Annotated in this window: 21 protein-coding genes; 8 read left to right on the top strand and 13 right to left on the bottom strand. The window is 66.6% G+C overall.

Annotated features, from left to right (window positions below):
- Window positions 1–146 precede the first annotated feature (146 nt).
- The gene (locus tag NA12_RS06755) at window positions 147–2,153 is read left to right on the top strand and encodes a sensor histidine kinase (RefSeq protein WP_165914819.1); all 2,007 of its coding nucleotides are present in this window, start codon (window positions 147–149) and stop codon (window positions 2,151–2,153) included.
- 117 nt (window positions 2,154–2,270) lie between these two features.
- Here NA12_RS06755 and NA12_RS06760 read toward each other — a convergent pair whose 3' ends face one another.
- Window positions 2,271–3,851: an aldehyde dehydrogenase family protein gene (locus NA12_RS06760; RefSeq protein WP_067447098.1), complete on the bottom strand. Its 1,581-nt coding sequence runs from the start codon at window positions 3,849–3,851 to the stop codon at window positions 2,271–2,273.
- 145 nt (window positions 3,852–3,996) lie between these two features.
- Complete coding sequence (locus NA12_RS06765) at window positions 3,997–5,148, bottom strand: PucR family transcriptional regulator (RefSeq protein ID WP_165914820.1); 1,152 nt, start codon at window positions 5,146–5,148, stop codon at window positions 3,997–3,999.
- Between the two features lie 202 nt (window positions 5,149–5,350).
- On the opposite strand from NA12_RS06765, the gene NA12_RS06770 reads away from it, so the two are divergent.
- On the top strand, window positions 5,351–6,568 hold the full coding sequence (locus NA12_RS06770; RefSeq protein WP_067447638.1) for a PucR family transcriptional regulator: 1,218 nt from the start codon (window positions 5,351–5,353) through the stop codon (window positions 6,566–6,568).
- A gap of 38 nt (window positions 6,569–6,606) precedes the next feature.
- The gene (locus NA12_RS06775) at window positions 6,607–7,302 is read left to right on the top strand and encodes a dihydrodipicolinate reductase C-terminal domain-containing protein (protein ID WP_067447102.1); all 696 of its coding nucleotides are present in this window, start codon (window positions 6,607–6,609) and stop codon (window positions 7,300–7,302) included.
- Between the two features lie 24 nt (window positions 7,303–7,326).
- On the opposite strand, the gene NA12_RS06780 is transcribed toward NA12_RS06775, so the two are convergent.
- A complete protein-coding gene (locus NA12_RS06780) occupies window positions 7,327–8,064 on the bottom strand; it encodes a GntR family transcriptional regulator (protein ID WP_067447104.1) in 738 nt (245 codons plus the stop codon).
- A 238-nt stretch (window positions 8,065–8,302) separates the two neighbouring features.
- Here NA12_RS06780 and NA12_RS06785 point away from each other — a divergent pair, with 238 nt between their 5' ends.
- Window positions 8,303–8,827, top strand: a complete 525-nt coding sequence (locus NA12_RS06785) for an acyl-CoA dehydrogenase family protein (protein WP_067447106.1) — start codon at window positions 8,303–8,305, stop codon at window positions 8,825–8,827.
- A gap of 69 nt (window positions 8,828–8,896) precedes the next feature.
- Here NA12_RS06785 and NA12_RS06790 read toward each other — a convergent pair whose 3' ends face one another.
- The 8 genes from NA12_RS06790 to NA12_RS06825 form a co-directional block, all read right to left on the bottom strand.
- Window positions 8,897–10,042: an LLM class flavin-dependent oxidoreductase gene (locus NA12_RS06790; RefSeq protein ID WP_067447108.1), complete on the bottom strand. Its 1,146-nt coding sequence runs from the start codon at window positions 10,040–10,042 to the stop codon at window positions 8,897–8,899.
- 11 nt (window positions 10,043–10,053) lie between these two features.
- The gene (locus tag NA12_RS06795) at window positions 10,054–11,160 is read right to left on the bottom strand and encodes an acyl-CoA dehydrogenase family protein (RefSeq protein WP_067447110.1); all 1,107 of its coding nucleotides are present in this window, start codon (window positions 11,158–11,160) and stop codon (window positions 10,054–10,056) included.
- A gap of 2 nt (window positions 11,161–11,162) precedes the next feature.
- Window positions 11,163–12,230: an SDR family oxidoreductase gene (locus tag NA12_RS34090; RefSeq protein ID WP_067447112.1), complete on the bottom strand. Its 1,068-nt coding sequence runs from the start codon at window positions 12,228–12,230 to the stop codon at window positions 11,163–11,165.
- Window positions 12,227–13,510, bottom strand: a complete 1,284-nt coding sequence (locus NA12_RS33535; protein ID WP_067447114.1) for a nitroreductase family protein — start codon at window positions 13,508–13,510, stop codon at window positions 12,227–12,229. The genes NA12_RS34090 and NA12_RS33535 overlap by 4 nt, the downstream gene beginning before the upstream one ends.
- 62 nt (window positions 13,511–13,572) lie before the next feature.
- Window positions 13,573–14,319 (bottom strand): class II aldolase/adducin family protein, encoded by a 747-nt coding sequence (locus tag NA12_RS06810; protein ID WP_132369891.1) that lies wholly within the window; start codon window positions 14,317–14,319, stop codon window positions 13,573–13,575.
- A gap of 31 nt (window positions 14,320–14,350) precedes the next feature.
- Window positions 14,351–14,611, bottom strand: coding sequence for an acyl carrier protein (locus tag NA12_RS06815; protein ID WP_067447116.1), 261 nt, complete (start codon window positions 14,609–14,611; stop codon window positions 14,351–14,353).
- On the bottom strand, window positions 14,608–16,059 hold the full coding sequence (locus NA12_RS06820) for a class I adenylate-forming enzyme family protein (protein WP_067447118.1): 1,452 nt from the start codon (window positions 16,057–16,059) through the stop codon (window positions 14,608–14,610). The genes NA12_RS06815 and NA12_RS06820 overlap by 4 nt, the downstream gene beginning before the upstream one ends.
- A gap of 22 nt (window positions 16,060–16,081) precedes the next feature.
- On the bottom strand, window positions 16,082–16,957 hold the full coding sequence (locus NA12_RS06825) for an alpha/beta fold hydrolase (protein ID WP_084472406.1): 876 nt from the start codon (window positions 16,955–16,957) through the stop codon (window positions 16,082–16,084).
- A gap of 168 nt (window positions 16,958–17,125) precedes the next feature.
- On the opposite strand from NA12_RS06825, the gene NA12_RS06830 reads away from it, so the two are divergent.
- Window positions 17,126–19,390, top strand: a complete 2,265-nt coding sequence (locus NA12_RS06830; protein WP_067447120.1) for an MMPL family transporter — start codon at window positions 17,126–17,128, stop codon at window positions 19,388–19,390.
- Entirely contained in the window at window positions 19,387–19,992 is a 606-nt protein-coding gene (locus NA12_RS06835; RefSeq protein WP_067447122.1) for a DJ-1/PfpI family protein, read from the top strand. The genes NA12_RS06830 and NA12_RS06835 overlap by 4 nt, the downstream gene beginning before the upstream one ends.
- Before the next feature lie 88 nt (window positions 19,993–20,080).
- Here the strand turns inward: NA12_RS06835 and NA12_RS06840 are convergent, their stop codons facing one another.
- The gene (locus NA12_RS06840; protein ID WP_067447124.1) at window positions 20,081–20,605 is read right to left on the bottom strand and encodes a YbhB/YbcL family Raf kinase inhibitor-like protein; all 525 of its coding nucleotides are present in this window, start codon (window positions 20,603–20,605) and stop codon (window positions 20,081–20,083) included.
- A 79-nt stretch (window positions 20,606–20,684) separates the two neighbouring features.
- On the opposite strand from NA12_RS06840, the gene NA12_RS06845 reads away from it, so the two are divergent.
- Entirely contained in the window at window positions 20,685–21,116 is a 432-nt protein-coding gene (locus tag NA12_RS06845) for a MarR family winged helix-turn-helix transcriptional regulator (protein WP_207905602.1), read from the top strand.
- Window positions 21,113–21,370, top strand: coding sequence for a hypothetical protein (locus NA12_RS06850; RefSeq protein ID WP_067447125.1), 258 nt, complete (start codon window positions 21,113–21,115; stop codon window positions 21,368–21,370). Before NA12_RS06845 ends, NA12_RS06850 begins: the two co-directional genes overlap by 4 nt.
- A 204-nt stretch (window positions 21,371–21,574) precedes the next feature.
- Here the strand turns inward: NA12_RS06850 and NA12_RS06855 are convergent, their stop codons facing one another.
- Window positions 21,575–23,005 carry an MFS transporter gene (locus NA12_RS06855; RefSeq protein ID WP_067447127.1) on the bottom strand — a complete coding sequence of 477 codons (1,431 nt, stop codon included), beginning with the start codon at window positions 23,003–23,005 and terminating at the stop codon, window positions 21,575–21,577.
- Window positions 23,006–23,111 lie beyond the last annotated feature (106 nt).

The following is a 23,111-nucleotide window of genomic DNA, read 5'->3' on the forward strand; positions in this document are numbered from 1 at the left end:
CACTCGGTCCGGATTCACACGCCGGCGATCGGATATTGATGGTGATTACTAGAAGGGCCCTCAGGGGTCTGCTCGCATGGCGGCCCGAAAGCGCCGCCGCGACGGGGAAATTCGGCGTTCGCGCCAGTTTGATAGCGATCGTTCTGGTGCCCAGCCTCGCGCTGCTCGCCGTGGGGGTCGGCGCGGCGGCGTATCTGGTCGCGGCAGGACGAGATGCCCGGCAGTGGGCCGAACTGGCCGCCGGAACCACCGGCCCCGCGGTGCAGATGGTGCAGGCATTCCAGGAAGAGCGGCGCTTGTCGGTGCTGCACATCGCCGGGGAGCCCACCGGTGGCGGATCGCTGATCGCGGCCCGTCAGCGGTCCAACGGTGCGCTGGGGGATGTCAAGACAAAGGGTCAGGAAGCCAGTCGCATGCGCGCGGACTTCGCCACCGACATCGCCGGCTACGACAAGCTGTACGCCTTGCTGCCGGATCTCCGCGCACAGATCGACTCCCGCAAACTGCCGGTCGAGATAGTGGTCGCGACCTTCGGGTCGATCATCGATGTCATCGTGGCCGCGTCGGTGTTGGCCGCGCGGGCGGCGCCGTCGTCGGATGTGTCCATCGAGCTGTTCAAGGGCATCGCGGTACTGCGAGCCTCGGAGGCGTTGTCGCGGGCCAATGCTCTTGCGACCGTGGCCGACACCATCACCGGAGAGCAGTTCATCGCGTTCGCCGCCGCGGTGGGCGAACAGCGTTCGGAAACAGCGTTCGCGACAGCGATCTTGCAAGATCGACAACTCGGTGAATTGCAGGCGATCGTCGCCGGATCAGCCTGGGCGCTCTTGAGTCGGCACCAGCAGGAAACTCTGCTCGCCGGACCGGCGGAGTCCGCTCCCGGCAGGTCCGGTGCCCGCTCCACCGCGGCGACGGTCCGCGCGGAGGTGCAGGCCGCGGCGGTGCAGGCCGGATCGGAACTGGCGGTGTTGTGGGAAGCCCAAACCCGCCGAGCACAGGCGATCGCGGTGCGCGACGCGGACCGAACGGCGCGAGACTCGTTGCTGGGCGGGCTGGCGGTTCTGGCCGCCGCGGTCCTCGGCTTCCTCGCCGTCGTGCTGGTGGCCAACCGGCTCATCGGCCGTATGCGTCAGTTGCGTGCGCAAACCTTGGCGCTCTCGGATGAGCACCTTCCCGAGGCGATGCGACGCCTCGATGCCGGGGAGGATCTCGATATCGATGCCGAGCTGGAGCGACTGCAGTTCGGAACCGACGAGATCGGGCAGGTGGCAGACGCTTTCAACCGGGCACACGGTGCTGCGGTGACCGCCGCGGTCGCCGAGGCGAAATTGCGCGCGGGGGTCAACACCGTGTTCGTCAATATGGCGCAGCGCAGCCAGAGCATCGTGCAGCACCAGCTGGAATTGCTCGATCCGGCCGAGCAGAACGAGCGCGATCCCGCCCGGCTCGATCTGCTGTTCAAACTCGACCACCTCGCCACCCGTGGGCGCCGCAACGCGGAGAACCTCATCATCCTCGGCGGCGGACAGCCGGGACGACGGTGGCGAAACCCGGTGCCGCTCAATGACATAGCTCGCGGTTCGGTCGCGGAGAGTCTGGACTACCGGCGGATCGCGGTGCATCGCCTGCCACAGGTCTTCGTCGTGGGCGCGGTGGTGGCCGATCTCATCCACGTGCTGGCCGAACTCATGGACAACGCGACCGCGTTCTCGCGCCGACAGACCCAGGTGGAGGTCACAGGTCGCATCGTCGGCAACGGCGCGGTGCTCGAGATCATCGATCAAGGTTCGGGAATGAACGACGACGAACTGGCGGCGCGCAACGCGCTCTTGGCCGAGCCTGCGAGCTTCAGCCTGGAAACGCTCGCTGAGAACGGTCGTCTGGGGCTGTTCGTCATCGCCTCGCTCGCCGCGCGGCATCAGATTTCCGTGCAGTTGAGGGAATCGGCCTACGGTGGCATCCACGCACTGGTGTTGATTCCGTCGAGGTATCTCACGAACGAGCCGAACAACGCGGAGGTATCCGCTCGGCACGCCCTGCCACCGGGACCCGTTCCGCCGGTCCCCGTGGCGGTTCCGACGCCACCTTCGATCCCGGTCGCGACCTTCGGCCCGAGCGGCCCGTCCGACTCGGCGCCATCCACCGTTCGGTAACAGCCACGGCGGGCAGTGAGTACTGCGCGCTGTCGAACAGACGGTGGCGGCCCTCCGGCTACCCGCGGCTTGCCGCGAGTAGCCGAAAGGGCCGCCACCGTCGAGATCGGGCCCGGCTCAGTGCTTACTGTTGGAGCCCAGACGACGTCGTCCCCGTGCCGAGACCGCGCGCATCGCCGACTCCATGAAGCCGAACTTCGACGGCGAGTACGGGAACCACAGCAGTTCCTTCTTCTGGGTGGGCATCGAGGGCGCGGTGATCGCCTGCACCCGGCAGTACTTGCGCAGGCCACTGGCACCGCCCCAGCGATAGCCGGTGCCCGACTGTCCCCAACCACCGTGCGGGATGGACGGATTGAACAGGTTGATCACCGAGTCGTTGATGTTCACCGCGCCCGCGTTGATCAACCGAGCCACGCGCTGACCCCGCGAACGGTTGCCCGTCCACACCGAGGCCGACAGGCCGAAGATGGAGTCGTTGGCCAACCGGATCGCTTCGGCCTCGTCGGCGACTTTCATCACCGGGATGGTGGGGCCGAAGGTCTCCTCGACGATGCACGACATCGTGTGATCGACATCGACGAGAACCGTCGGTTCGAAGAACGTTCCAGGTCCGAAGGCTTTTCCGCCCGTCAGCACCTTGGCTCCGGCGGCGACTGCCTCCTCGACATGGCGGGTGACGATATCGAGCTGGGCCTGGTTCGCGAGGGGGCCGAGGTCGAAGGAGTTGCTGCGGTCATCCCGACCCTGCCGCAGTTCCTTCACGTGGGCGACGAGCTTGGCGAGGAATTCGTCGTACACCGGCGCCTCGACGTACACCCGTTCGATCGAGATGCACAGCTGCCCGGTGTTGACCAGCGCGCCGTAGGCGATGCCGTAGGCCGCCCGATCGAGGTCGGCGTCCGACAACACGATGGCGGGGTCCTTGCCACCCAGCTCGAGGCTGTAGGGAGTCATCTGTTCGGCGCATTTGACGCCGATCCTGCGACCGGTCGGTACCGAACCGGTGAACTGCACATAGTCCACGTTCTCGATCACCGCGGCGCCGGTCTCGCCGGCGCCGGAGACCACGGACAATACCGGCGGCGCGCCGATCTCGGCCCAGCCGCGCGCGAGCACCAGCGGGGTCAGCGGGGTCACCTCCGACGGCTTGTGCATCACCGCGGCACCGGCGGCGAGCGCGGGAACCACATCCGCGATGCCCATGCCCAACGGGAAGTTCCACGGCGTGATGATCCCGACGACCGCGTACGGCTTGTACACCGTTGCCAGTCGCTTGACCCGCATGAGTGGGGTGTGCGGGGCGGGGTGCTGCTCGGCGAGGAACTTCGCGGCGTTGCGGGCCCAGTATCCGAGCTGGTCGACCGTGAACGCCACTTCCACTCGCGCGTCGATGCGGGTCTTGCCCGATTCGGCCTGAATCGTGTCCGCCAGTTCCTCGGCGTTGTCGACGACCCAGTCCTGCAGTTTGAGCAGCCACTCCTTACGCCCGCGCGGGCCGATCGCCTCCCACGCGGGCTGCGCCGCGCGCAAGGCCGCTACGTCGGCGGCCACTTCCTCGCGTGAGGCGAACACCACTGTTCCCGCCAGTTCGCCGGAGGCTGGATTCCGTACCTCGACAGGGGTATTCGGAGAGCCAGCGGTGGCGCTGCCCTCTGCCCCCGTGGTCGCCTTCGTCGTGGTTCCGGTATTGGTCACGTTAACTCCTATTCGCGGCGTCTCGGGCGATCGGCCCGAAGAGATTCACCTCCCCGCCGGTCGGATCGTGACACAACGCGGCCGTTTCGGCTTGGACGTTCGATCCGAAATGCGACCGATGGATCTGGTCGATCAGTCCAATCACTCAGCTGGTGGCCCGTTGATGTTTGATCGCCCACCAGACCCGGGCGGCCGTCACCGGAGAACGCAGGTCGGCGTCGGTGAGCTCCTCGAAACGGCTGATCCGATAGCGAATCGTATTGGGATGGACCACGAGCATCTCGGCGGTGGTCTCGATATGCATGCCGGTGTCGAGATGGCGTTCGACCGTGCCGATGATGGTGCGTGCCGCCGAACCGGTACCCACCGGCTCCAAATATTGTTTCACCAGTTCAGAGCCTATATCGGCGTCACCGACGACGGCCGCCAGCAGCCCCACCCTGGTCAGCTCGGTCGGTCCTTGCAGGTCGAAGACGTCCGCGGTCAGCAGGAGTCTGCTCGCCAGCCGAAACGAGCGTCCGAGATCTTCGAGTCGGCACGCGGGCCCGAGGCCGAGCGGGGCCTCGGTGCGCAGCGTCGCGGGCGCGGAAGTGAACCCGGCGATGTCATCGTCGATCGTGGTGGTGAAGACGACCTTGTGCCTGTCCGACCGCAGCAGCTGCAGTAGCTCGGTATCGGAATCACGCGATTCCGAACGGGCGCGGAACGCCTGATAACTTCCGTCGATGTCGAGCCCGTATTGGTGGGCTTGCACCCGGATTCCGGCGGGGCCGAGCGTGCCGTGCAGTACCCGCCGCACGAACTCCGCCCGTACCTGGTGGTCCAGTCGCGCGATCTCGAGTTCGACTTCGCGATGGCCCTGGCCGTAGACGAGCGCGGCCTGATCGACCAGATCCAGCATCGCGTGGCTCAGTTCCAGCAGAACGTCGTCGGCGACCAGATGTGCTCGGCCATCGGCTACCAGTGCGGCACGAAAGCTGCGCAGCGCGATTCTCCAGCCGTGTTGCACATCGACCAGCGAGACACCCTGCTGCGCACGAGCTTCCCCGTATTCACGCAGTTCACGACAGTCATCGCTGTTCAGGTCACGTTCTTCCGACAGCGCGGCGAGCATCCGGCCGATAAGAGTGGCCGCGTACGTCGTCACGGCCGCATGGCCCATTGCCGCATAGGAGGGCATCTGAGCTCTGGCCTCACTGACGACCTGGCCGGTCACATCGGGGATGCGGGCCCTGATGCGCGAGACGACGCCGTGGCGAGCGGAGATCGACGCCGGGGATGCTGGAAATTCGGTCATGAACAACAGGCCTTCGATCTCCATTTGGAGGTGGTCACAAATCATGGGTCACAGATTCGACATGAGGTCCATGGCGTCGCGGTGTTGCCCGTCACTAAAGTTCAGTAACTTACAGCACCGGGTCGACAAGATCCGGTGTCCACTACCGATGAGCACCACCGCGGCTGCCGACACCACAATCCGACATACCCTCGGGGGGGAAATGACGACGTTGACCGTGGGATCCGAAGCCGAAGCCTGGCTTCATCGTCTGGTGCCCGATCTCCTCGACAGCAACCAACTCGAGTCGATCGTCAGCTACACCGATACCCAGATTCTTCGGGACGTGCCAGAGATCGACACCCACGTTCTCCGTACCAACCTGCACGCCAGTTCCGCGGCGTTGGGGCGGGTCATGCTGCCGTCGCTGGTCACCGGCGTCACGCCGAGCGAGCTGCCGGACGAGGCGCACGTGTTGGCGGAGTCGATCGCGTACGCGGGTCTGGATCTGAAGGTGCTGTTGCGGATCTACCGTTCCGGGCAGCAGGCGATGATCCGGACCCTGTCCGAGCAGATCGAGCTTTCGGCATCAGAGGTGGGCCAGACGCGTGAGCTGGTGATGCATTCGGCCGCCTGTGTCGCGGACTGGTCGGGTACGGCGGTCGAGATTCTCAGTGGCACTTTCGCTTTCGATCGAGACCCCGATCCGGCGGGCCGCTTCTCCCGGCGGCGCGAGACGGTGCGTTCGATCATCGCCGGTTCACCGGTCGATCCGGCCATCGCGCAGATGCGGTTGGGCTACGTACTCGACGACTCGCATCTGGCATTCGTGCTGCGCCTAGAGGACAACGCCAGTGGTGGCCTACCCGACCTCGAGCGGGCCGCGCAGCGCATCGTTTCCCAGCTCGAGGCCCGCGGCAGCTTCACCTTGGCGTGCGGTCATCGAGCCCTGTGGGGCTGGGCACGTACTCATCGCAGTCCCACCGCGGAGCTCACGGCCTGCCTGGCGGGCAGCTCGATCCACGCGGCCTTCGGGCTGCCCGCGCACGGGGCGGCGGGCTTTCGGCGTAGCCATTTGGAATCGCTTGCCACACAGAAGATGTCACGCAGAATCGCCAACCCCGGCCGACTCGTGCTCTACGACTCGATCGAGCTCGAGCACCTGATCAGCCAGGACCAGGAGTCGATGGACTCGTTCATCGAGCGAGAGCTCAACGGCCTGCTCGGCGCGGATGCGAACGCGGTGCGGCTGCGCACCACCCTGGCCTGCTATCTGGACTCGATGTGCAGTGTCGAGGCGACCGCGCGAGAGCTCGGCGTGCATCGAAACACCGTGCGATACCGGCTCGAACGTATCGAGCAACTGCTCGGGCACCAGGTCGGCAGCCGACGACTCAAGTTGGAGGTCGCGCTCAGATTGGCTGCGGCACTGCACAACTGATAGTTCTGTACGAACAACGCGGCGGGAAGGGAAATGCGATGATCACCCAGGGTGTCGCGGTGGTGGGTGCCACCGGGCGGCTCGGTGCGGCGATCGTGCGCGCGTGCGCGGAGAACTCCGTGCCGGTGCTGACGGTGGCCTCGACGGCCGGGTGGCGCGAGGGCGAGCAGCGACCCGATGTGGTGATCGATGCCAGTCATCCCGACGCGCTGAGCGACACGGTCGAATTCTGCGCGCGTACCCGCAGCCCCCTGTTGTACTGCGTGTCGAATCCCCACCCGGATCAGCTGGACCAGTTGGACACGCTGAGCCGCCACGTGGCGGTGACGGTCGCGGCCAATCTGTCCGCGCTGCATTGGATCCACGCGCACACCGTGCGACTGGCCGCTCGGCTCGGGGTCGCGATCGGTTGCGACCTCGAGACCGTGGTGCTCGATCGCCATCCGGAGACCAAGCGTGACGCCCCGTCGGCGACCGCGCGGGTGCTGCACGAGTGTGCGGGCGGCACGGGGCGCATCATCTCCGAGCGATACGGCGCGCCGGTCAACGACCACCATGTGTTGTTCGGCGCCCCGTATGAATCCCTCGACATCCATCATTCGGTGCGTGATCTGCGTGCCGCCGCGCAAGGCGCGCTGCGTCTCGCCGCGCAAGCGACCACACTGCCCGCGGGCCGGTACACCGCGGACGATCTGTACGGACAACTGGCCGATCACGATCAGCTCGCCCGGTGAGCGGCGGCTCCCGATACGGGCTGGTCAGCTGCTCGAGTCCGCGAGAGTGTCGGCGGCCGACTCCTCGGACTCGTCCCACACCCCGACGTGTTCCAGATGAGCGAGCAGTCGTTGGGCCGCGTCCGCGAACAGCACCTGGGTCTCCACGGCGATCTGGGTCATGTCCGCTTCCCGCAGCGCCGCGAGCAGTCTTTCGTGGCTCGCCACCGCGAATTCGCCCCACGTGTGGTCGGTGGAGTACATCCGTTGTGGGGCGTACCAGCTCATCTTCAGCGAGAACCACGCCAATTTGCTCGCGCGGGCGAGGTGATTGAGTTCGCGATGAAAGGCGAACTCCGCGTTGGCGATCGCGTCCACATCACGTGCGGTTACCGCGGTACGTAATCGATCGATGTGCCGCTGGAGCGCATCGATTCCCGGCGGAGTCAGGTGGCCGGCGGCCCGTTGCGCCAGCTCGACCGCGACGCGACTCTGTAACCAGAAGATATCCAGGACATCCTCACGGCTGAGTTGAGTGACGACGAATCCGCGCCGATGGCCGGGCTCGACGAATCCTTCCCCGCACAGGGTGAGGAGCGCGTCGCGCACCGGGGTGATGCTCACATCCAGTTCGGTGGCCGTCTCCTCGAGGTGCACAGCGGCACCGGGGCGCAGTTTGCCGGACATGATCCACGCACGCAGGTCACGTGCGACATCGTCGGACAGTTGCGAACGTCGGCGGCGAGGTCGCCCGTTCGAACCTTCTTCCGGTGTTGTCGCCACGTGAACTCTCCTCTCGTTCCTGCCCGAGCGCGGCGAGCCTGTTCGGCTCGGCTGTTCGAGCCCGCTCGGTCAGCGCCGGGGACTTCACCTTAGAGCCCCGTTGCCGGGGGTGAGGGCACCGGCGTACTGGATGGTTCGTCCAGCTGACCCGCTGCCGGTTCGGGCGGAAGGCACGAGCGAGATGGTGACCGAGCACCGGACAATCGAAGTCGTGATCGGCTCACCACAAGGGGAACACATGTCCGGGCAGCGTCTACTGACAGAAGCTCCGAACGACTATCGCATGCACGGCGCCGACCTCAGCGACACCGCGGACCGGATCCGCGCCTACTTACGCGACCAGCCCACGCCCTCCCCCGTGCCGGTGCGCGGCGGCGACGAATGGTGCTCGCTGTTGGAGGAGTTCGGTGCCGACTCGCGCCCGGCCGACGTGCAGACTCGCGCGTGCTGGATGGGAGGGTATTGGGCGGTCATCGGGACCAAGCTGTCGGCTACCGCCGCTCGTACCGCGCGCTGGGGGTTGCTGCTCGCGCGTACCGATCCCTTCTCGGTCGGATCTCGTGGACTCAGTTGCTTCGTGTGCGATATGACCGCAGCGCGGGTCATGGTCACGACGGTGCGCCGCGGCGCCCGCGCGGACCTCACCGAGGTTCGGCTCGATCGTGTCGGTCTGCCCGAGGAATACCGGCTCGGCGAGGTCGGCGCCGGCTGGGATGTCCTGCGAAGTCTGCTCGGCCACGGTGGTCGCGACGCGGTGTGCTGACGCGCGAGTAGACCGATTCGGTGTTCGGCCGGGGTCCGTCGCGGACCCCGGCCGGCCGCTGCTTCCCACTCAGGACGTCGGCGAACCGGTCGGCGCGGAAGCCATCGCCGCGCGTACCGACGCGCGGCGGCCTGCCTCCGCGACCGCGGCGTCGAGGGACCGCCGGGTTCCCTCGTGCCAACGGCGCAGCCGTGGCGCGACCTCGTGCGCGAACCGACGCAAACCCGTGTGCAGGGCCGAGGTCTCCAGCCAGCCCGGAACGTACAGGATCAGCGTGTCGATACCGCCCAGCCGGGTTGCCAGATCGGTGATCTGTTCGGCGCAACTCTCGGGTGGGCCGACGATGAACACACCCGCGTCGATCAGGGCGTTCAACACCGCGCGACCGCTCGTCTCCGATCCCGGCAGCGGCATCCCCAAGCTCGCGCGATACAGGCCGAGGCGCTGTTCCATCCAGCCGCCCATGATCTCCTCGATCCCGGCCTCGCGCGATTCGCACACGTGCACGAAGGCATTGACCCGCACCGTGGCATCGCCTTGCCCGCGAAGGTTCGAAAGCCGTTGTGCCAGGTCACCTATCGGGTCGCCGATCATCCCGGGGCGCATCGCGCCCCAGGGTGGGGTGAGGTTCACCAGTGCTGAGGTGCCGGTCTTGCTCAGCTGGGTGATCGCCTCGGGTCCCAGCGAGCCGGCGACGACGACCTCCACCGGGTCGCGGTAGGGCCGCTGCTGAAGCTGGGCCTGGCGCGCGGTGAACCAGGGGGTCTCGATGTCGACGGTCTCGCCGCGGACCAGGGCGGTCACCGTATCGAGTGCCGCGCTGAAGTGCTCTCGGATCGTCGTGGGGTCGACGCCGATCATCTCCATGTCCTGCACGAACGCGCCGGGCCCGCAGCCGAGGATGGCCCGCCCGCGGGTCAGGTTGTCCAACAGCAGAATTCGCTCGGCCACATGCAACGGGTGGTGGTAGGTGAGCGGGATGACACCGGTGCCGAGGCGGATACGGTGGGTTTCGCGGGCCACGGCGGCGATCAGCATGTCGGGTGCGGCGAGGGTGCCCCACCCGCCCGAGTGGTGCTCACCGATCCAGATCTCGTCGAAGCCGAGATCCTCGGCCAGCAGAACCAGGTCGATGTCCTCGTGCAGAGCGTGGAACGGGTCGCGGCGCGGCGGATGAAAAGGCAGTGTGAAGCATCCGAAGGAAGTGGGGAGCATCGAAACAGGTCCTAACGTAGTTGTGCCGCGATGGCGATCTTCTGGATTTCCGGAGTGCCCTGCACGATCTCGAGCAGGTGGGCCTCCGAAGCCCAGCGCAACACCGGTTCGGTGACGTCGAACGCGCGGGACGCGAGCGTGGCGATCGCGGCATCGGTGGCTCGCCGGACCGTGGTGGTGGCTTGCAGTTTCGCCTGCGCGGCGAGCAATTGCGCGTCGCGGCGACCGTCCTCGGCCGCGACGCAGGCTTCGCGCAGCAGGGCCGCCGTGGCGGCGATATCGGTGCTGACCTGCGCCAGGGGAAACGCCACCCCCTGGAATTCGATGATCGGATGACCGAACTGCTGATGCTCACCCGCGTAGTCGCTCGCCCGCCGCAACGCGGCGCGGGCCAGTCCCAACGAACAGGACGCCACGCCGAGACGGCCCTGCGTGAAGAGACTGTCACCGGCGAGCATGCCGCGATTGACCCGCCCGACCACGTTCTCGGCGGGCACACGAACCGAATCGAAACCGATGTCGCCGGACGGCAGGCTCCCCGCACCGGCGGTTTTGGGTCGGTGGGTGATGGTGATGCCGGGCGCGTGCGCGTCCACCAGGAAGCAGGTGATGCCGGCCAGACCTCGATCGGCGGTCTTGGCGTAGACGAAGAGGACGTCGGCGATCTGCGCGTGCCCGATCCACTGCTTGGTGCCGTCGATGACGTAGCCACCGTCGGGATCGCGGTGCGCGGATGTCGCGATCGCGGCCAGGTCCGAGCCGGCCCGCTCTTCGTTGAAGCAGTTGGAGGCGATCAGCTCACCGGCGCGCAGAGCCGCGAGATAGCGCGCGTGCTGTTCGGGTGAGCCCGACCGCGCGAACGCGCAGATCGACAGCACCTGATAGTGCAACGATTCGGCGAGCCCGACCCAGCGTTGGGCGATGTCGGCGATCGAGGAGCAGAAGAGCCATCGATCGCCGGAGCCGGGCGCACCCGATACCGCGAGTTCGGCGAGCCCGGTACCGAGCAGTTCACGAAAGAGCTTGGTCGGATGTGCCCCAGCGGCTTCCTGCCTGGCGACCTCGTCGGCGTCCAGGGTCGAGAGCACGGCATTGAAAGCAGTGTGATCGAACGACACTCTCAGCCCTTCTGCGCGGCCAAGGGGGCGCTGGACCGGACGAGCGCGCCGAGGAACTCGGAGGTCGCCGCGAAGTCCAGCGGGGTGAGCACGCGGGCCGCGGTGGACTGCTGGAATCGCGATCCGGCGACGAAAGCAGCTCCATAGGAACGGATCTCGGCATCGAACTGTTCCTCGATTCCCAGGCACGACCCGGTGGAGGACACATAGTCCGGCTGGGCCATGCCCAACGCGGTGAATGCCGCGGTCAACACCTGCCCGAGCGCGGTCGCGCTCTGGTTGGTCACATGCACTGTCGGTGCGTCGAGGGCCGGAATCCGCGACAGGGTCACCGCCTGGCGCACGAGCAGATCGACCGGGACCAGATCCACCGTGACATCCGCGTCGAGGGCGATCGCCATCGCGCGCATGGCCATGAGATCCCCGACCAGCGCCTCCACCGCGCCCTTCGTCCGGGCGAGCGCGTCGAGCAACCCGTAGAACGGTGAGGTGCCGACCGCGGCGTAGGTTCGGCTGTGACCGACCACGATCCCCGTGCGCCAGACGCGCGGCGCGAGGGCGCTCGCCTGTGCCACGAGCTGCTCGAGCTCGATACTGCTGCGTTCGAACGCGTTGAGGGCGAACTGCGCGTCCAGGGGGTCGGACTCCTCGATGGCGCCGCCACGCGAACCCGACACATACGCGGTACTCAGGAGATTGAAACGCCGCACCTGTGCGTTCTCGGCGGCCGCGAGCAGCCGCGCGGCCGCGGCGATGTCCACCGGGTTGTCGCCCCCGGGCAGGGTGTCCTCGGTGCGCGTCTGCCCTGGGCAGTGCCAGACCTCGGTGATCGCGTTCGCGGCGTCGGCGAGGACCGCCTCCGGGGAGTCGTCGCGCAGATGGAGTCGGTGCGCGTGCCGGTCCAGGAAATCGCTGCCGTGACCGTAGGCGATCGCGGCATTGCGCAGGACTTCCTCGACCTGTGCGGCCGGCACTGTCGCGTAGACGGCGTCCTCGGTGCGGTCGAGCAATTCCAGTACCAGTGCCGCGCCTGCCAATTCGGTGGCGCCGCTCACCAGGTATCCGGTCACGATTGTCTCCTCTGGGTGTCGTTCTTCGTGGAATGTGTTGCCGCGGTGCCGAAGGCGATCGCGACGAGTGGGGTGATCGTGTGGCCTGATATCGCCGCCAGCGCGGCGTCGTCGAATCCGCCGACGATCGTGTGCGCGATCCCGGACTTGACCGCGAGCAGTTGCACTGTCGAGGTGAGCATGCCGATCTGCAGCAGGCTGTTGCGAAAGACCGCGATCGCGTCCTCGGCGACGTCGCCGCGAAGTCCGGCGATGAGGAACAGGTCGGCCTCTGCCATCAGCGCCTGTCCACCGAACAGCGCGGTGAGCGCGTGATCGGGCAGGTCGTCGATGGCGGTGACATCGATCCGGCCCGCGTGGCTGCGCATCGCGTGCAGCAGCGCCTGATCGCCGCGAACCGCCAGTGTGAGCGCGATACTGTCGCGATGTCGTGCGGGCCACTGCGAGACCATGGCGTGCAGGGCCTGCGGCAACCACGCGCACGCCTGGGCGTCGAGTTCGCCGCGGCGAAGTCCACGGGCGGAGCGGCGCGTATCGATCAGGTGCTGGAGTTCTGCCCGGTCGCCGGTGGCCACGCCGGTACTCACGAGGGCCCGGTTCGGCGCCTCGGCGACTCGCATCGCCCGATCGAGCCGGATGGTGCGCTCCAATTCCGCTGCCAGCATCGGGGATTGCTGCCACGCGGTATCGACGGCACGTGGTACGAGCAGCTGATCCTGGTGTGTCACCTCGGCGCCGCTCGCACCAGCACAGTCGATGATCGCGGCGCAGGCGGTGATCTCGCTCGACGGCAACGCGAGCGCATCGTCGATCCGGGTGAGAGTCCGGTTGTCGAGATGGGTGAGCTCACGGTGTTCGGCACGGCAGACCTGCGCGATGGTGCCCATGACGATCCCCGCGTCGATCAGGCAATAGCGGTAGCCGCGAAAGCCGTAACGCTGCAGGGTGCGCCACAGTGTGCTGGTCACCACGACCACCGCTTGGTCGGCGGTGGCGGTGCCCGCGGCGGCGTCGGGGTCGATGTCGGTGAGTTCACGAAAGACTCGTCGGTGAAAATCGTAGGTCAACGCGGTCCAGCGCTCGGCGATCTGGACGACGCACACCACCTCGGTGGGATACAGGCCGCCGGCCGAGGGGGCACGCCGATAGAGCTTGGTCCCCTCCACCCGGGTGTAGCCGAAGGCGCTCTCGATAATCCGCTGCAGCGTGCGCAGCCGATCGCCACCGGGCCGGTTGAGGGCGGGCCCGCGCAGGGAGTGCGATCGGACTCGTCCGAACACCGGCCGGACTTTCGATGCCGCACTGTGCAATTGCTGTCGCTCGAGTACTCGCCCCAGGTGGATCACGCTGTCACCGTCGAGAGCCACTCACGCACGTGGGGACTACGTTCCTTGATATCGCGCACGCGGTAGTCCCAGTAGCTCTTCACCGCGAGATCGCTGTAGATGTAGTCGTTCTTGGCCTCGATATCAGCACTGCTGGAGTGAAAGAACTTCACCCCGGTGGCGAGCGCCTTGATCTGCAGTTCACACGCTCGTTCGAGCAGTTGCGCCGCGACGACAGCGTGCCGCAGGGTACGTCCGACGATCACGCCGCCGTGGTTGCGCAGGAACACCGCGGGGTTGTACGCCAGCACATCGGCCACCGCGCGACCGGTTTCGATGTCGAGAATCGTGTTGCTGGTCAAGGTGAATCGAGGGCAGCGATCCACGAACGGCGCCGCGTCGTGGGAGAGCGCCACCAGTTCGGTATCGAGCGCGCCGAACACCAGAGTGTTCGGCGCGTGACTGTGCACGATGGCGTTGACATCGGGCCTGGCGGCGTAGATCGCCTGGTGCAGAGGCAGTTCCGGCGGCGCGAGGCGATCCGGCGGTTGGTCCGCGTCGATGCTGGCGACGACCATGTCCGCCGGGGTGGCTTCACTGAACCCCCGCAGGGCGCTCTTGATCAGGAAGCTCTCGGATCTCGGTAGACGCGCCGAGATCTGGCCCTGGTTGAAATCGTCGTGGCCGGTGCCCGACAGTTGCAGACTGCCGAGCGCGAGATTGACCGCCAGCCGGTGTTCGGCGACGGAACCGCTGGGTGTCATGGGTGTTTCCTGTTCCTGGCTGTCCGGGGCACTAGGCGGGGACGCCCAGCTTGTCGGCGATGTGATCGCACATGACCTGCAGATCACTCATGACGGCTTCGTCGACGTCGTCGTCCCACTCGATGCCGAATTCGTCTTCGACCGCGACCAGCACGCGCAGGGTCGCGAGCGAGTTGAGTCCGAGGTGGCGCAGCGAGTCGGGGCCGACTCCGATATCGGACTCCTGGATCTGGCCGTCCGACTCTTTGACGATAAGGGCTTTGACATCGGTCAGGATCTGCGCGCGGTTCATTGCGAAGCTCCTCCTATTCCTGCGAGTTGCGCGGACATGATCTTGCCCGCGGAGGATCGTGGCAACGCGGGAACGATCGTCCAGCGCTGCGGAATCTTGTACTGGGACAAGTACTTTCGACAGTGGTCGATCAGGTCGCTTCTGCCCGCGGTCGCGGATTCGACATAGGCGCACAGGACCGGCTCGGTGGTGGTCGGCTCCGCGCGCACCAGGGCACCACTCACGTCGTGATGCCGTAGCAGGACATCGGCGATCTCGCCGGGATCGATTTTGCGGCCGGCGATATTGACGATGCGGTCCGCGCGACCGGTGATGAAAAGGTCGCCGTCCCGTAGGAAGCCGAGATCCTGGGTGAGGTAGCGGCCGTTCGAATCGAGGTGATCGGCGAAGTCCGGAGGGCGTGGGTCCAGGTAGCGGGTGGCCATCGCGGCGGTACGCACCGCGATACGCGCCGGAGTGGGATCCACAGCGCGCGAGCCATTTTCAGTCTCAGGGGTGGGGATTTCGAGCAGTTCGACTCCTGCCAAGGCCCGGCCCAGTGACCCCGCGACTCGTCCGTCGTTGAACGTCACCGGACCCACTTCCGCGAGTCCGTAGTAGTTGCAGATGTGGGTGCCGAGCTCGGCCGACCAGCGTCGGTCGGTGTCAGGGCGCAACGGCGCCGCGGAGCTGACGAGCAACCGCAGCGAGGTGAGCCCGCCGAGGTCGCGTTCGGCGAGCGCCTCGTAGACGAACGGAAACGCCACCAGAACCGTGGGACTCCAGGTGCGCAGCGCCGCGAGCATCGAGGACGGAATCGGGCGGACACCCGGAAGGACCAGGGTGGCGCCCACCTCGAACACCGCGAGCAGCGAGGTGTTGAAGGCCAAGCCGTTGTTCAGCGCCGCCAGACACATCACCGTATCCGCGCTGGTGAGCTGGGTGGCAGCTCCCCAGGCGGACGCGGCGTTGATCATCGCCTCGATGCCGAATCCCAGGCATCGGGGCGCGCCGGAACTGCCGGAGGTGAAGCGCCCGAAGTCGATGCCGTCGAGATCGTGGCGCAGCGGTGCGCCGGGTTCGGCAGCGAGCTCCAGGTAGCGCACTCCCCCGTCGCCCAGTGTGATGCTCGCCGCTACGGACTCGGGCCGCTGTGCGCGCACCACGCTGGAAGCGCCTGTACGTTTGAGGGTTTCGGCGATCTCGTGTTCGCTCCACGCCGGATCACCGACCAGCGGCACCAGTCCCGAGCGCAGGGCACCGAGGAGCAGGGCCACGTCGCCGGGTGTGTTGCCGGGCAGCAGCAGGAACGGAGAATGGGGCACGACCTCGTGCAGCCAGGCTTCGGCGTGGCGGCTGGCCGGCTCGAGCTCCGCGTAGCTGTACGCGGCGTCGGCGCCCGCCGACACCGCGGTGCGGTCGCCATATCGCTGGGCGTAGCGCGTCAGCAGATCGCCGAGCGCGTTCATGACCGGGATGCTTTCGCGCGGATCACGGGGCGAGCGTGGACTGGACGAATCGATCGATGGACGCCTCGAATTCGGCGGTCGCCTCGAAGTAGGGGGCATGGCCGGAATGCGGGATGGTCTCGACCCGGGCATCGGGCATGATGGCCGCGATCTCGCGCAACATACCCTCGGAGGTCTGGAAGTCGTTCTCGCCGGCGGAGAGCAGGACCGGCGCGGTGAGCCGACGCAGCTTGTCCGGGTCGTCGTCGACCGTGAGCGAGGTCTGCAGGTTGGTGGTCAGCTGCTGTTGCGAGCTCAGGGCGATGAAACGTTCCTTGAGCGCGAGATAGGCCGGGCTGCCGCCATATTCGACTGTGTGGTGGGAGTAGATCAGCGGGTACATCTCGTTGAACAACGCGGTGGGGCCAACGTTGGTCACGGTCGAGAGCCACGATTGGATCAGGCGCTTGCGCCGACGTCCGCCGATCGCGTTGAACACCGGTCCGTACAGTCCGAGTCCGCCCACCTCGTCGGGGTAGGCCAGGGCGTATTCGCGCGCCAGCAGCGTGGAATCCGACGACGCGACCAGGTACGGCCGCTCGACGCCGAGATGGGTCAGGACCGCCCGCAGGTCATGGATGTGTTGCTGGAAGTCCACGACGCCGTCCACCTGTGTGGACGCGCCCTTGTTGCGCAGGTCGTAGCTGACGATCGAATACTTGGTCGCCAGTTCGGTGGTGAAGTTGCGCCACAGCGGCGCGATCAGGAAGAGATTGGGGATGAGCACCACGGTGGTGGGCGAGTCGATTCCGTAGCGCTCGTAGTAGATGTGTACCCCCTCTTCGGTTTCGAGCCGATTGCCGGCGATGTATCCCAGGTCGTAGGCATCGACCTTTTCCGCCGTGACCACTTCAACCATCAGTACCTCCAAGGTGGGTTTGACCTAACAAATAAGTTATATGTGGAACCGACTGTCGAAATGTTACTGTCGTCGCGGTAGCCGCGCAACCCGCCTGTTCGCGTTCGACACCCTCGTCACGCCGGCCGCCCTCACCACCGTCGAACCGGTAGATCTGTTGGGAGCCTTATGTTTACGCGTCTGGCGGCGCTCGTACTTCGAGCGCCGCGCGTCATCCTCATCGCGGCGCTGCTGTTCTTGGTCGTCGCGGGCGGCTTCGGCGCATCCGTCATCTCGCAGCTGCCCGCCGGCGGCTACGACCCCCCGAACGCCGAATCCTCCCGTGCTGAACGGATATTGACCGAGCGCTTCGGCGCCGGCGGATTCTCCCTGGTGTTCGCCGTGACTGCGCCCGAGGGCATCGACACCCCGGCCGCGCGTGCGCGCGCGCAGTCCATCTCCGATGCGCTGACCCAGTCGGGATACGTCAATCAGGTTGTCTCCTACTGGACTTCGCCCGCGGAGGAGGGCGCGGCGCTGGCGGGTACGGACCGGCGTTCGGCACTCGTGGCCGGGCTGGTCGCCGGCAACGACAAGGACGCCATGCAACGCGCGCACGATCTGTCCGAGCCCCTGATCGGGGAGCGTGACGGCGTCACCGTCACGGCGGGCGGACAGGCGATGTCGTTGTACGAGCTCAACCACCAGTCGCAGGTGGACGCGGTGAAGATGGACATGATCGCGATCCCGTTGACCTTCCTGGTGATGGTGTGGATCTTCGGCAGCGCGCTGGCCGCGGCCGTACCGATGGCGGTCTCGATGTTCGCGATCGTCGGCACGCTGGCGTGGCTGCGAATCCTGTTCTCGTTCACCGATGTCGCGGTCTTCGCGGTCAACATCGCCCAGGCGCTCGGGCTGGCGCTGGCGATCGACTACACGCTGTTCATCATCAGCCGGTTTCGCGAAGAGAAGGCCGCCGGGAGCACGCCCGAGCAGGCTTTGATCAGGACCATGAACACCGCCGGGCGCACCGTGGCGTATTCGGCGCTGACCGTCGCGGTGGCGATGTCGGTCATGCTGGTGTTCCCGATGTACTTCATGCGCTCACTGGCCTTCGGCGCCCTGGGAGCTATCGCGTTCTGCCTGGTCGGCGCGCTCGTAGTGGCGCCCGCGGCGATCATCGTGCTCGGGGACCGATTGGACAGATACGATCTGCGCCCGCCGGTGCGGCGGCTGTTCCGTCGCCCCGCGGTTCCCGTGCGCACCGCTGCCGAGGACACCGCGTGGTACCGGATCGCCCTGTTCGCCATGCGGCGCGCTGTCCCGGTGATCATCGTGGTGTCGGGTCTGCTCGCGGTGTTGAGTCTGCCGTTACTGGGCGCCAAGTTCGGCTACCCCGACGATCGGGCGCTGCCGACCTCCACCCAGGCACGCCAAACCGGAGATGTGCTGCGCGCCCAATTCTCCGTCGACAGCCAGGGGCGCGTGCCGGTCGTCTTCCCCGACGCCGCACCGCAGGCGTCGGCACTCACCGACTACGCGCAACGCCTCTCGATGATCGACGGGGTCACCTCGGTCCAGACACCGACGGGGATCATCGCGCGCGGACAGGTGGTTTCACCGCGCGTCGTGGACGCGGCGGCACACGCCGACTCGGCCTACCTCACGGTGCAGACCACCGAGGACCCGTTCTCCGAGGCGGGACGCGCGCAACTCGCGCAGTTGAAAGCTGTTGCCGCACCGCAGGACACCCTGTTCGGTGGGCTGGTCCAACGCGATCTGGACGCGGTGCACGGCATTACCGACAAGCTGCCGCTGGCTTTGACGCTGCTGGTCGTGGCCACCTTCGTGCTGCTGTTCATGATGACCGGCAGCGTGATCCTGCCGATCAAGGCGATTGTCATGAACGTGCTGTCGTTGACCGCCGCGATCGGGGTCATGGTGTGGGTGTTCCAGGACTTCCACCTCGACGGGCTCGGCACGACACCGATCGGCCGCACCGTAGTGACGATGCCGATCCTGCTGGGCTGCATGGCATTCGGGCTCGCCATGGACTACGAGGTGTTCGTGCTGTCGCGGGTGCGGGAGGAATGGGCTCGCTCGGGTCGCACCAAGGCAGACAGTGATCGCGCCGTCGCGCTCGGTCTGGCGCGCAGCGGACGTATCGTCACCGCCGCGGCGACGGTGATGGCCATCGCTTTCGCCGCGATGATGGTGTCGCAGGTGTCGTTCGCGCGCGGCCTCGGATTCGGCCTGACCCTGGCGGTGCTGATGGACGCCTTCCTCGTTCGCGTTCTGCTGGTGCCTGCGTTCATGCGCGTGATGGGTCGCGCCAATTGGTGGGCGCCGAAGGGGCTGGCCCGCTGGCACGAACGGCACCAGTGGACCGATGACCCGACACCCGACACGGCAAGTGGCCGGATCGATCCCACCGTAGAAAGGCAGTCGATATGACGAGCTATGGAGTACTGCTGTACGAGGGAGTCGAGGAACTGGACTTCGTCGGCCCCTGGGAGGTGTTCGCCGTGTCCTCGCTCTTGCGCAAGGACGCCGACCAGGCGGTGTTGATCGCCGAGCGCCCCGATCCGGTGCGCTGCATCAACGCGATGCGGGTGCTGCCGGACTGCACGTTCGACGATCACCCCGACCTCGACGTCCTGCTGATTCCCGGCGGAAGCGGTAGCCGGGCACAGGTCGCGAACACGGTGCTGATCGATTGGATCGCGCGTACCTCGAAACAGGTGAGCTGGACAGCGGGCGTGTGCACCGGGACATTCCTGCTGCACAAGGCCGGCATCGCGAGCGGGCGAAGGGTTACCACGCACCGCCTGTTCCACGAAACATTGCAGGCACGCGGAGAGGTCACCGTGGTGACCGATGCCCGCTACGTCGTCGACGGCGATCTGATCACCTCGCAGGGGATCTCGGCGGGAATCGATATGGCGCTGTGGCTGATCGGGTCGCTGCACGGCCGCGACCACGCCCGACGCGTGCGCGAGCACATGCAATACGAACCCGCTCCGCCCTATCTCGCCGACGAACCTCACGTGCGGTGAGCGTGGCACGGACGACTCCTGTCGATGATTCGACAGGAGTCGTCCGTGGCTCTGTTTCGGCAGCTCGGTTCGTCTGCCGTCGAGCCTGTCAGGCGGGAGCGTCGCTCGTTCCGACGATGACCGCGCGACCGACGGTGTGCGGAATCATCAAGATGTTGAGCATCGCGAGACTCGCTCCTTCCGGCACCTCCAAGCGATCCACCGAAAGCGCTGTCGCGCAGACGAACAGGCGATGGGTGCCGGTTCCGGGAGGCGGCTGCACCCCGGAGTACGCCGCCTGCCCCAGATCGTTGACCAGCGTGACGGCACCGGCGGGCAGACCGGTCCCGCCATCGGCTCCGGCATCACGTTTTATCGTCCCCGTCACGGCGGGCACGTCCTTGACCACCCAGTGCCAGAGTCCACCCGGGATCGGCGCATCGGCGTCGAAGGCGGTGATGACCAGGCTGCGGGTTCCATCGGGCAAGCCCGACCAGATCAGTGAGGGAGATTGATTCGCACCGGCGTCGGTGTTGTAGCACGCCGTCGGGAGCGGGCCTCCATTGTCGAAATCATCACTGCGCAAGTCGAATTCGACGGCGGGGAAGGCGAGCGCGTAGGGGTGGTAGCTCACTGCCAGGTTCTCCTAGGAAGTCAATTTATACAGCCTTGCTGTGTATCTGAACGTACAGCGAAGCTGTATAGTTTGTCCAGTGGACGATGCCGATTACTCCCTGGCCGACGCCGAGCAACTTCGCCTCGCCGTCGGAAGATTCGTGCGCCGCGCCAGAAGCGTGGACACGGTGCCCGCGGGGCAAGCCGCGGTACTCGGCCACCTGCGCAGAGATGGACCCTTGGCGATCGTCACGCTGGCGGATCGGGAACGCGTCCGCCACCAGTCGATGGCCCGAACGGTGCGACTACTGGCGGACCAGGGATTGGTGGATGTCGCGGCCGATACCAGCGACAAGCGACGCGTCATCGTGACACTGTCGACCACGGGCGGCGCGCGAATCGACGATGAGCGAACGAGCCGAGCGACATGGCTCGCTCAGGCCGCGCTGCGAGAGCTGACCGAGGAGGAGCGGACTGTCCTCAAGCGCCTGCCCGCGATCCTGGAGAAACTCGTCACCGAGGACAGGTGACCGCACACCGTTGTTCAGCAGTCAACGGCGTCTGCGACCACATCGACGAAGTCGTCGATGTCATCGCCGCCGGGATGGAGAATCCACAACTCCGGCCCACCCTGCAACGAGTCGAGTTCGGCATGGACAACGTCGTTCTCGACCCACAACCTCAACGCGACTCCGTTCCGGAAGGCGAGTTCCCCTGCGGCGGAATCACTGTGGACAACCTGCTCGGCGAACTGGTCGACCAGCTGCCCGTACAGCGTTTCTGAGGTGTGCGACATATAACTCCTTGCGCGAGCCGAGTGAGCACCAGGTCATGCTCCTCTCCGCATCAAGCTATCGGCACCATGCAGACGGGCAAAGATCAGCATTGAACGCGGGGGCCTGTATGACCTCGCCACCGCGAGTGCGGTTTCGGTGTCGATAAGAGGCGGGTGGTCCCGCCCGGCGACGATGGCATGGCACGGGACCGGTCAGGGCGACGGCGATCGCGAGGGAAACGCCAGGCAACCCACCGCGCTGAAAACCAGTGCTGCCACGATGGCGAAGGCGCTCACGCGGAAAGCGGAACCGTAGTCGCCGTCGGCGGCGATGCCGAAGAAGACGGCACTGAGCGAGGCGACGCCGATCGCCGCGCCGAACTGCTGGCTGGTTGTCCAGATTCCCGAGGCCGAGCCCGCGTAGCGTGGGGAGACGTTGGACAGGAACAGGGTGGTCAAGGGTGGCATGACAAGGTTCATGCCACAGCCGATCGCGAACAATCCCGGCGCCAGCAGCCATGGATCGATGTCGGTGTTCGCGGAGTTCGCGGCGGCGAGAACTCCCAGCGTCCCGACGGCACCGACGACGCATCCCACAAGAACCGTGAAGCGGCCGAATCGGACGGTGAGGCGCCCGACGAAAGCGGCCATCGCCAGACCACCTGCGGAGAACGCGATGGTAACGACGCCGGCCCGCAGCGCGGTATAGCCCTGGCCGTCCTGGAGCCAGAGTACGAAGACGAGCAGGAACCCACTGAAGGCGGCGAAGGCGACGAGTTGCACGAGGAGCGCGACACTGCTGGTGCGCTCGCGCAGCAGACCGATGGGCAGTAGTGCGCCGGCGCGGCGGTCGGGGTCGCGGTGTTCGCCGTAGGCGACCAGGCCGACGGCGGCCAGGCCCGCGACGAGTACCAGCCAGATCCAGGGCGCCCAGTCGTGTGCTCGCCCTTCCAGAAGCGGGAACACGATCGCGATGAGCCCGAAGGTCAGAACCGCCGCGGGCAGCCAGCGCGGCTTCGTGGCGTCGGGTGCGTGGTTCTCCGGAATGAGCCACAGACCGAGAACCAACAGCGCGATGGCGGCCGGGAAGCTGATCCAGAAGACCGAGCGCCAGCCCAGATCCGCGATGTCGGCGGTGACGAGCAGACCGCCGAGGAGCAGACCACCGGCCTGCGCGAGACCGGCGACCACACCGAAGAGACCGAGCACGGTGGCTCGTTCACGGCCCTGGAACAACGTGTACAGGCTGCTCATGACCTGCGGCGCCAGCAACGCGGCGGCGACACCCTGGGCAGCGCGCGCGGTGATCAGCTCCCCCGCGGTCTGCGCCACGCCCGACCACGCGGCGGTGAGGGCGAACGCGGCCAGACCGAGCAGGAACACCCGCTTGCGCCCCCAGAGATCGCCCAGACGAGCGGCGGTGATGAGGGTGACCGCGAACGCGAGCAGGTAGGCCGTGACGATCCAGCCCGCTTGCGAGGCGCTCGCACCGAGGTCACCCTGGATCGAGGGGATGGCGACGTTGACGATCGTGACGTTGAGCAGGTCGAGCATGAAGCCGAGCACCAGGATGACCATCGCCGCCCACCGCCGCGAATACGGTTGGTCGCTGATGCCTTCGAGTGCGGTAGTCGGTGCCGCCATCGCGGTCGCTCCTGTCTTCCGAGTATCGCCGCACAGCGATATAGTCAGAAAGGTAAGTATATCGACTATGCGAGTATCTCGCTTGACCGAGATACTATGCCGGGAG

It is taken from the genome of Nocardia alba NBRC 108234 (genome assembly GCF_001612665.1).
In the GTDB taxonomy this organism is placed as follows: domain Bacteria; phylum Actinomycetota; class Actinomycetes; order Mycobacteriales; family Mycobacteriaceae; genus Nocardia; species Nocardia alba.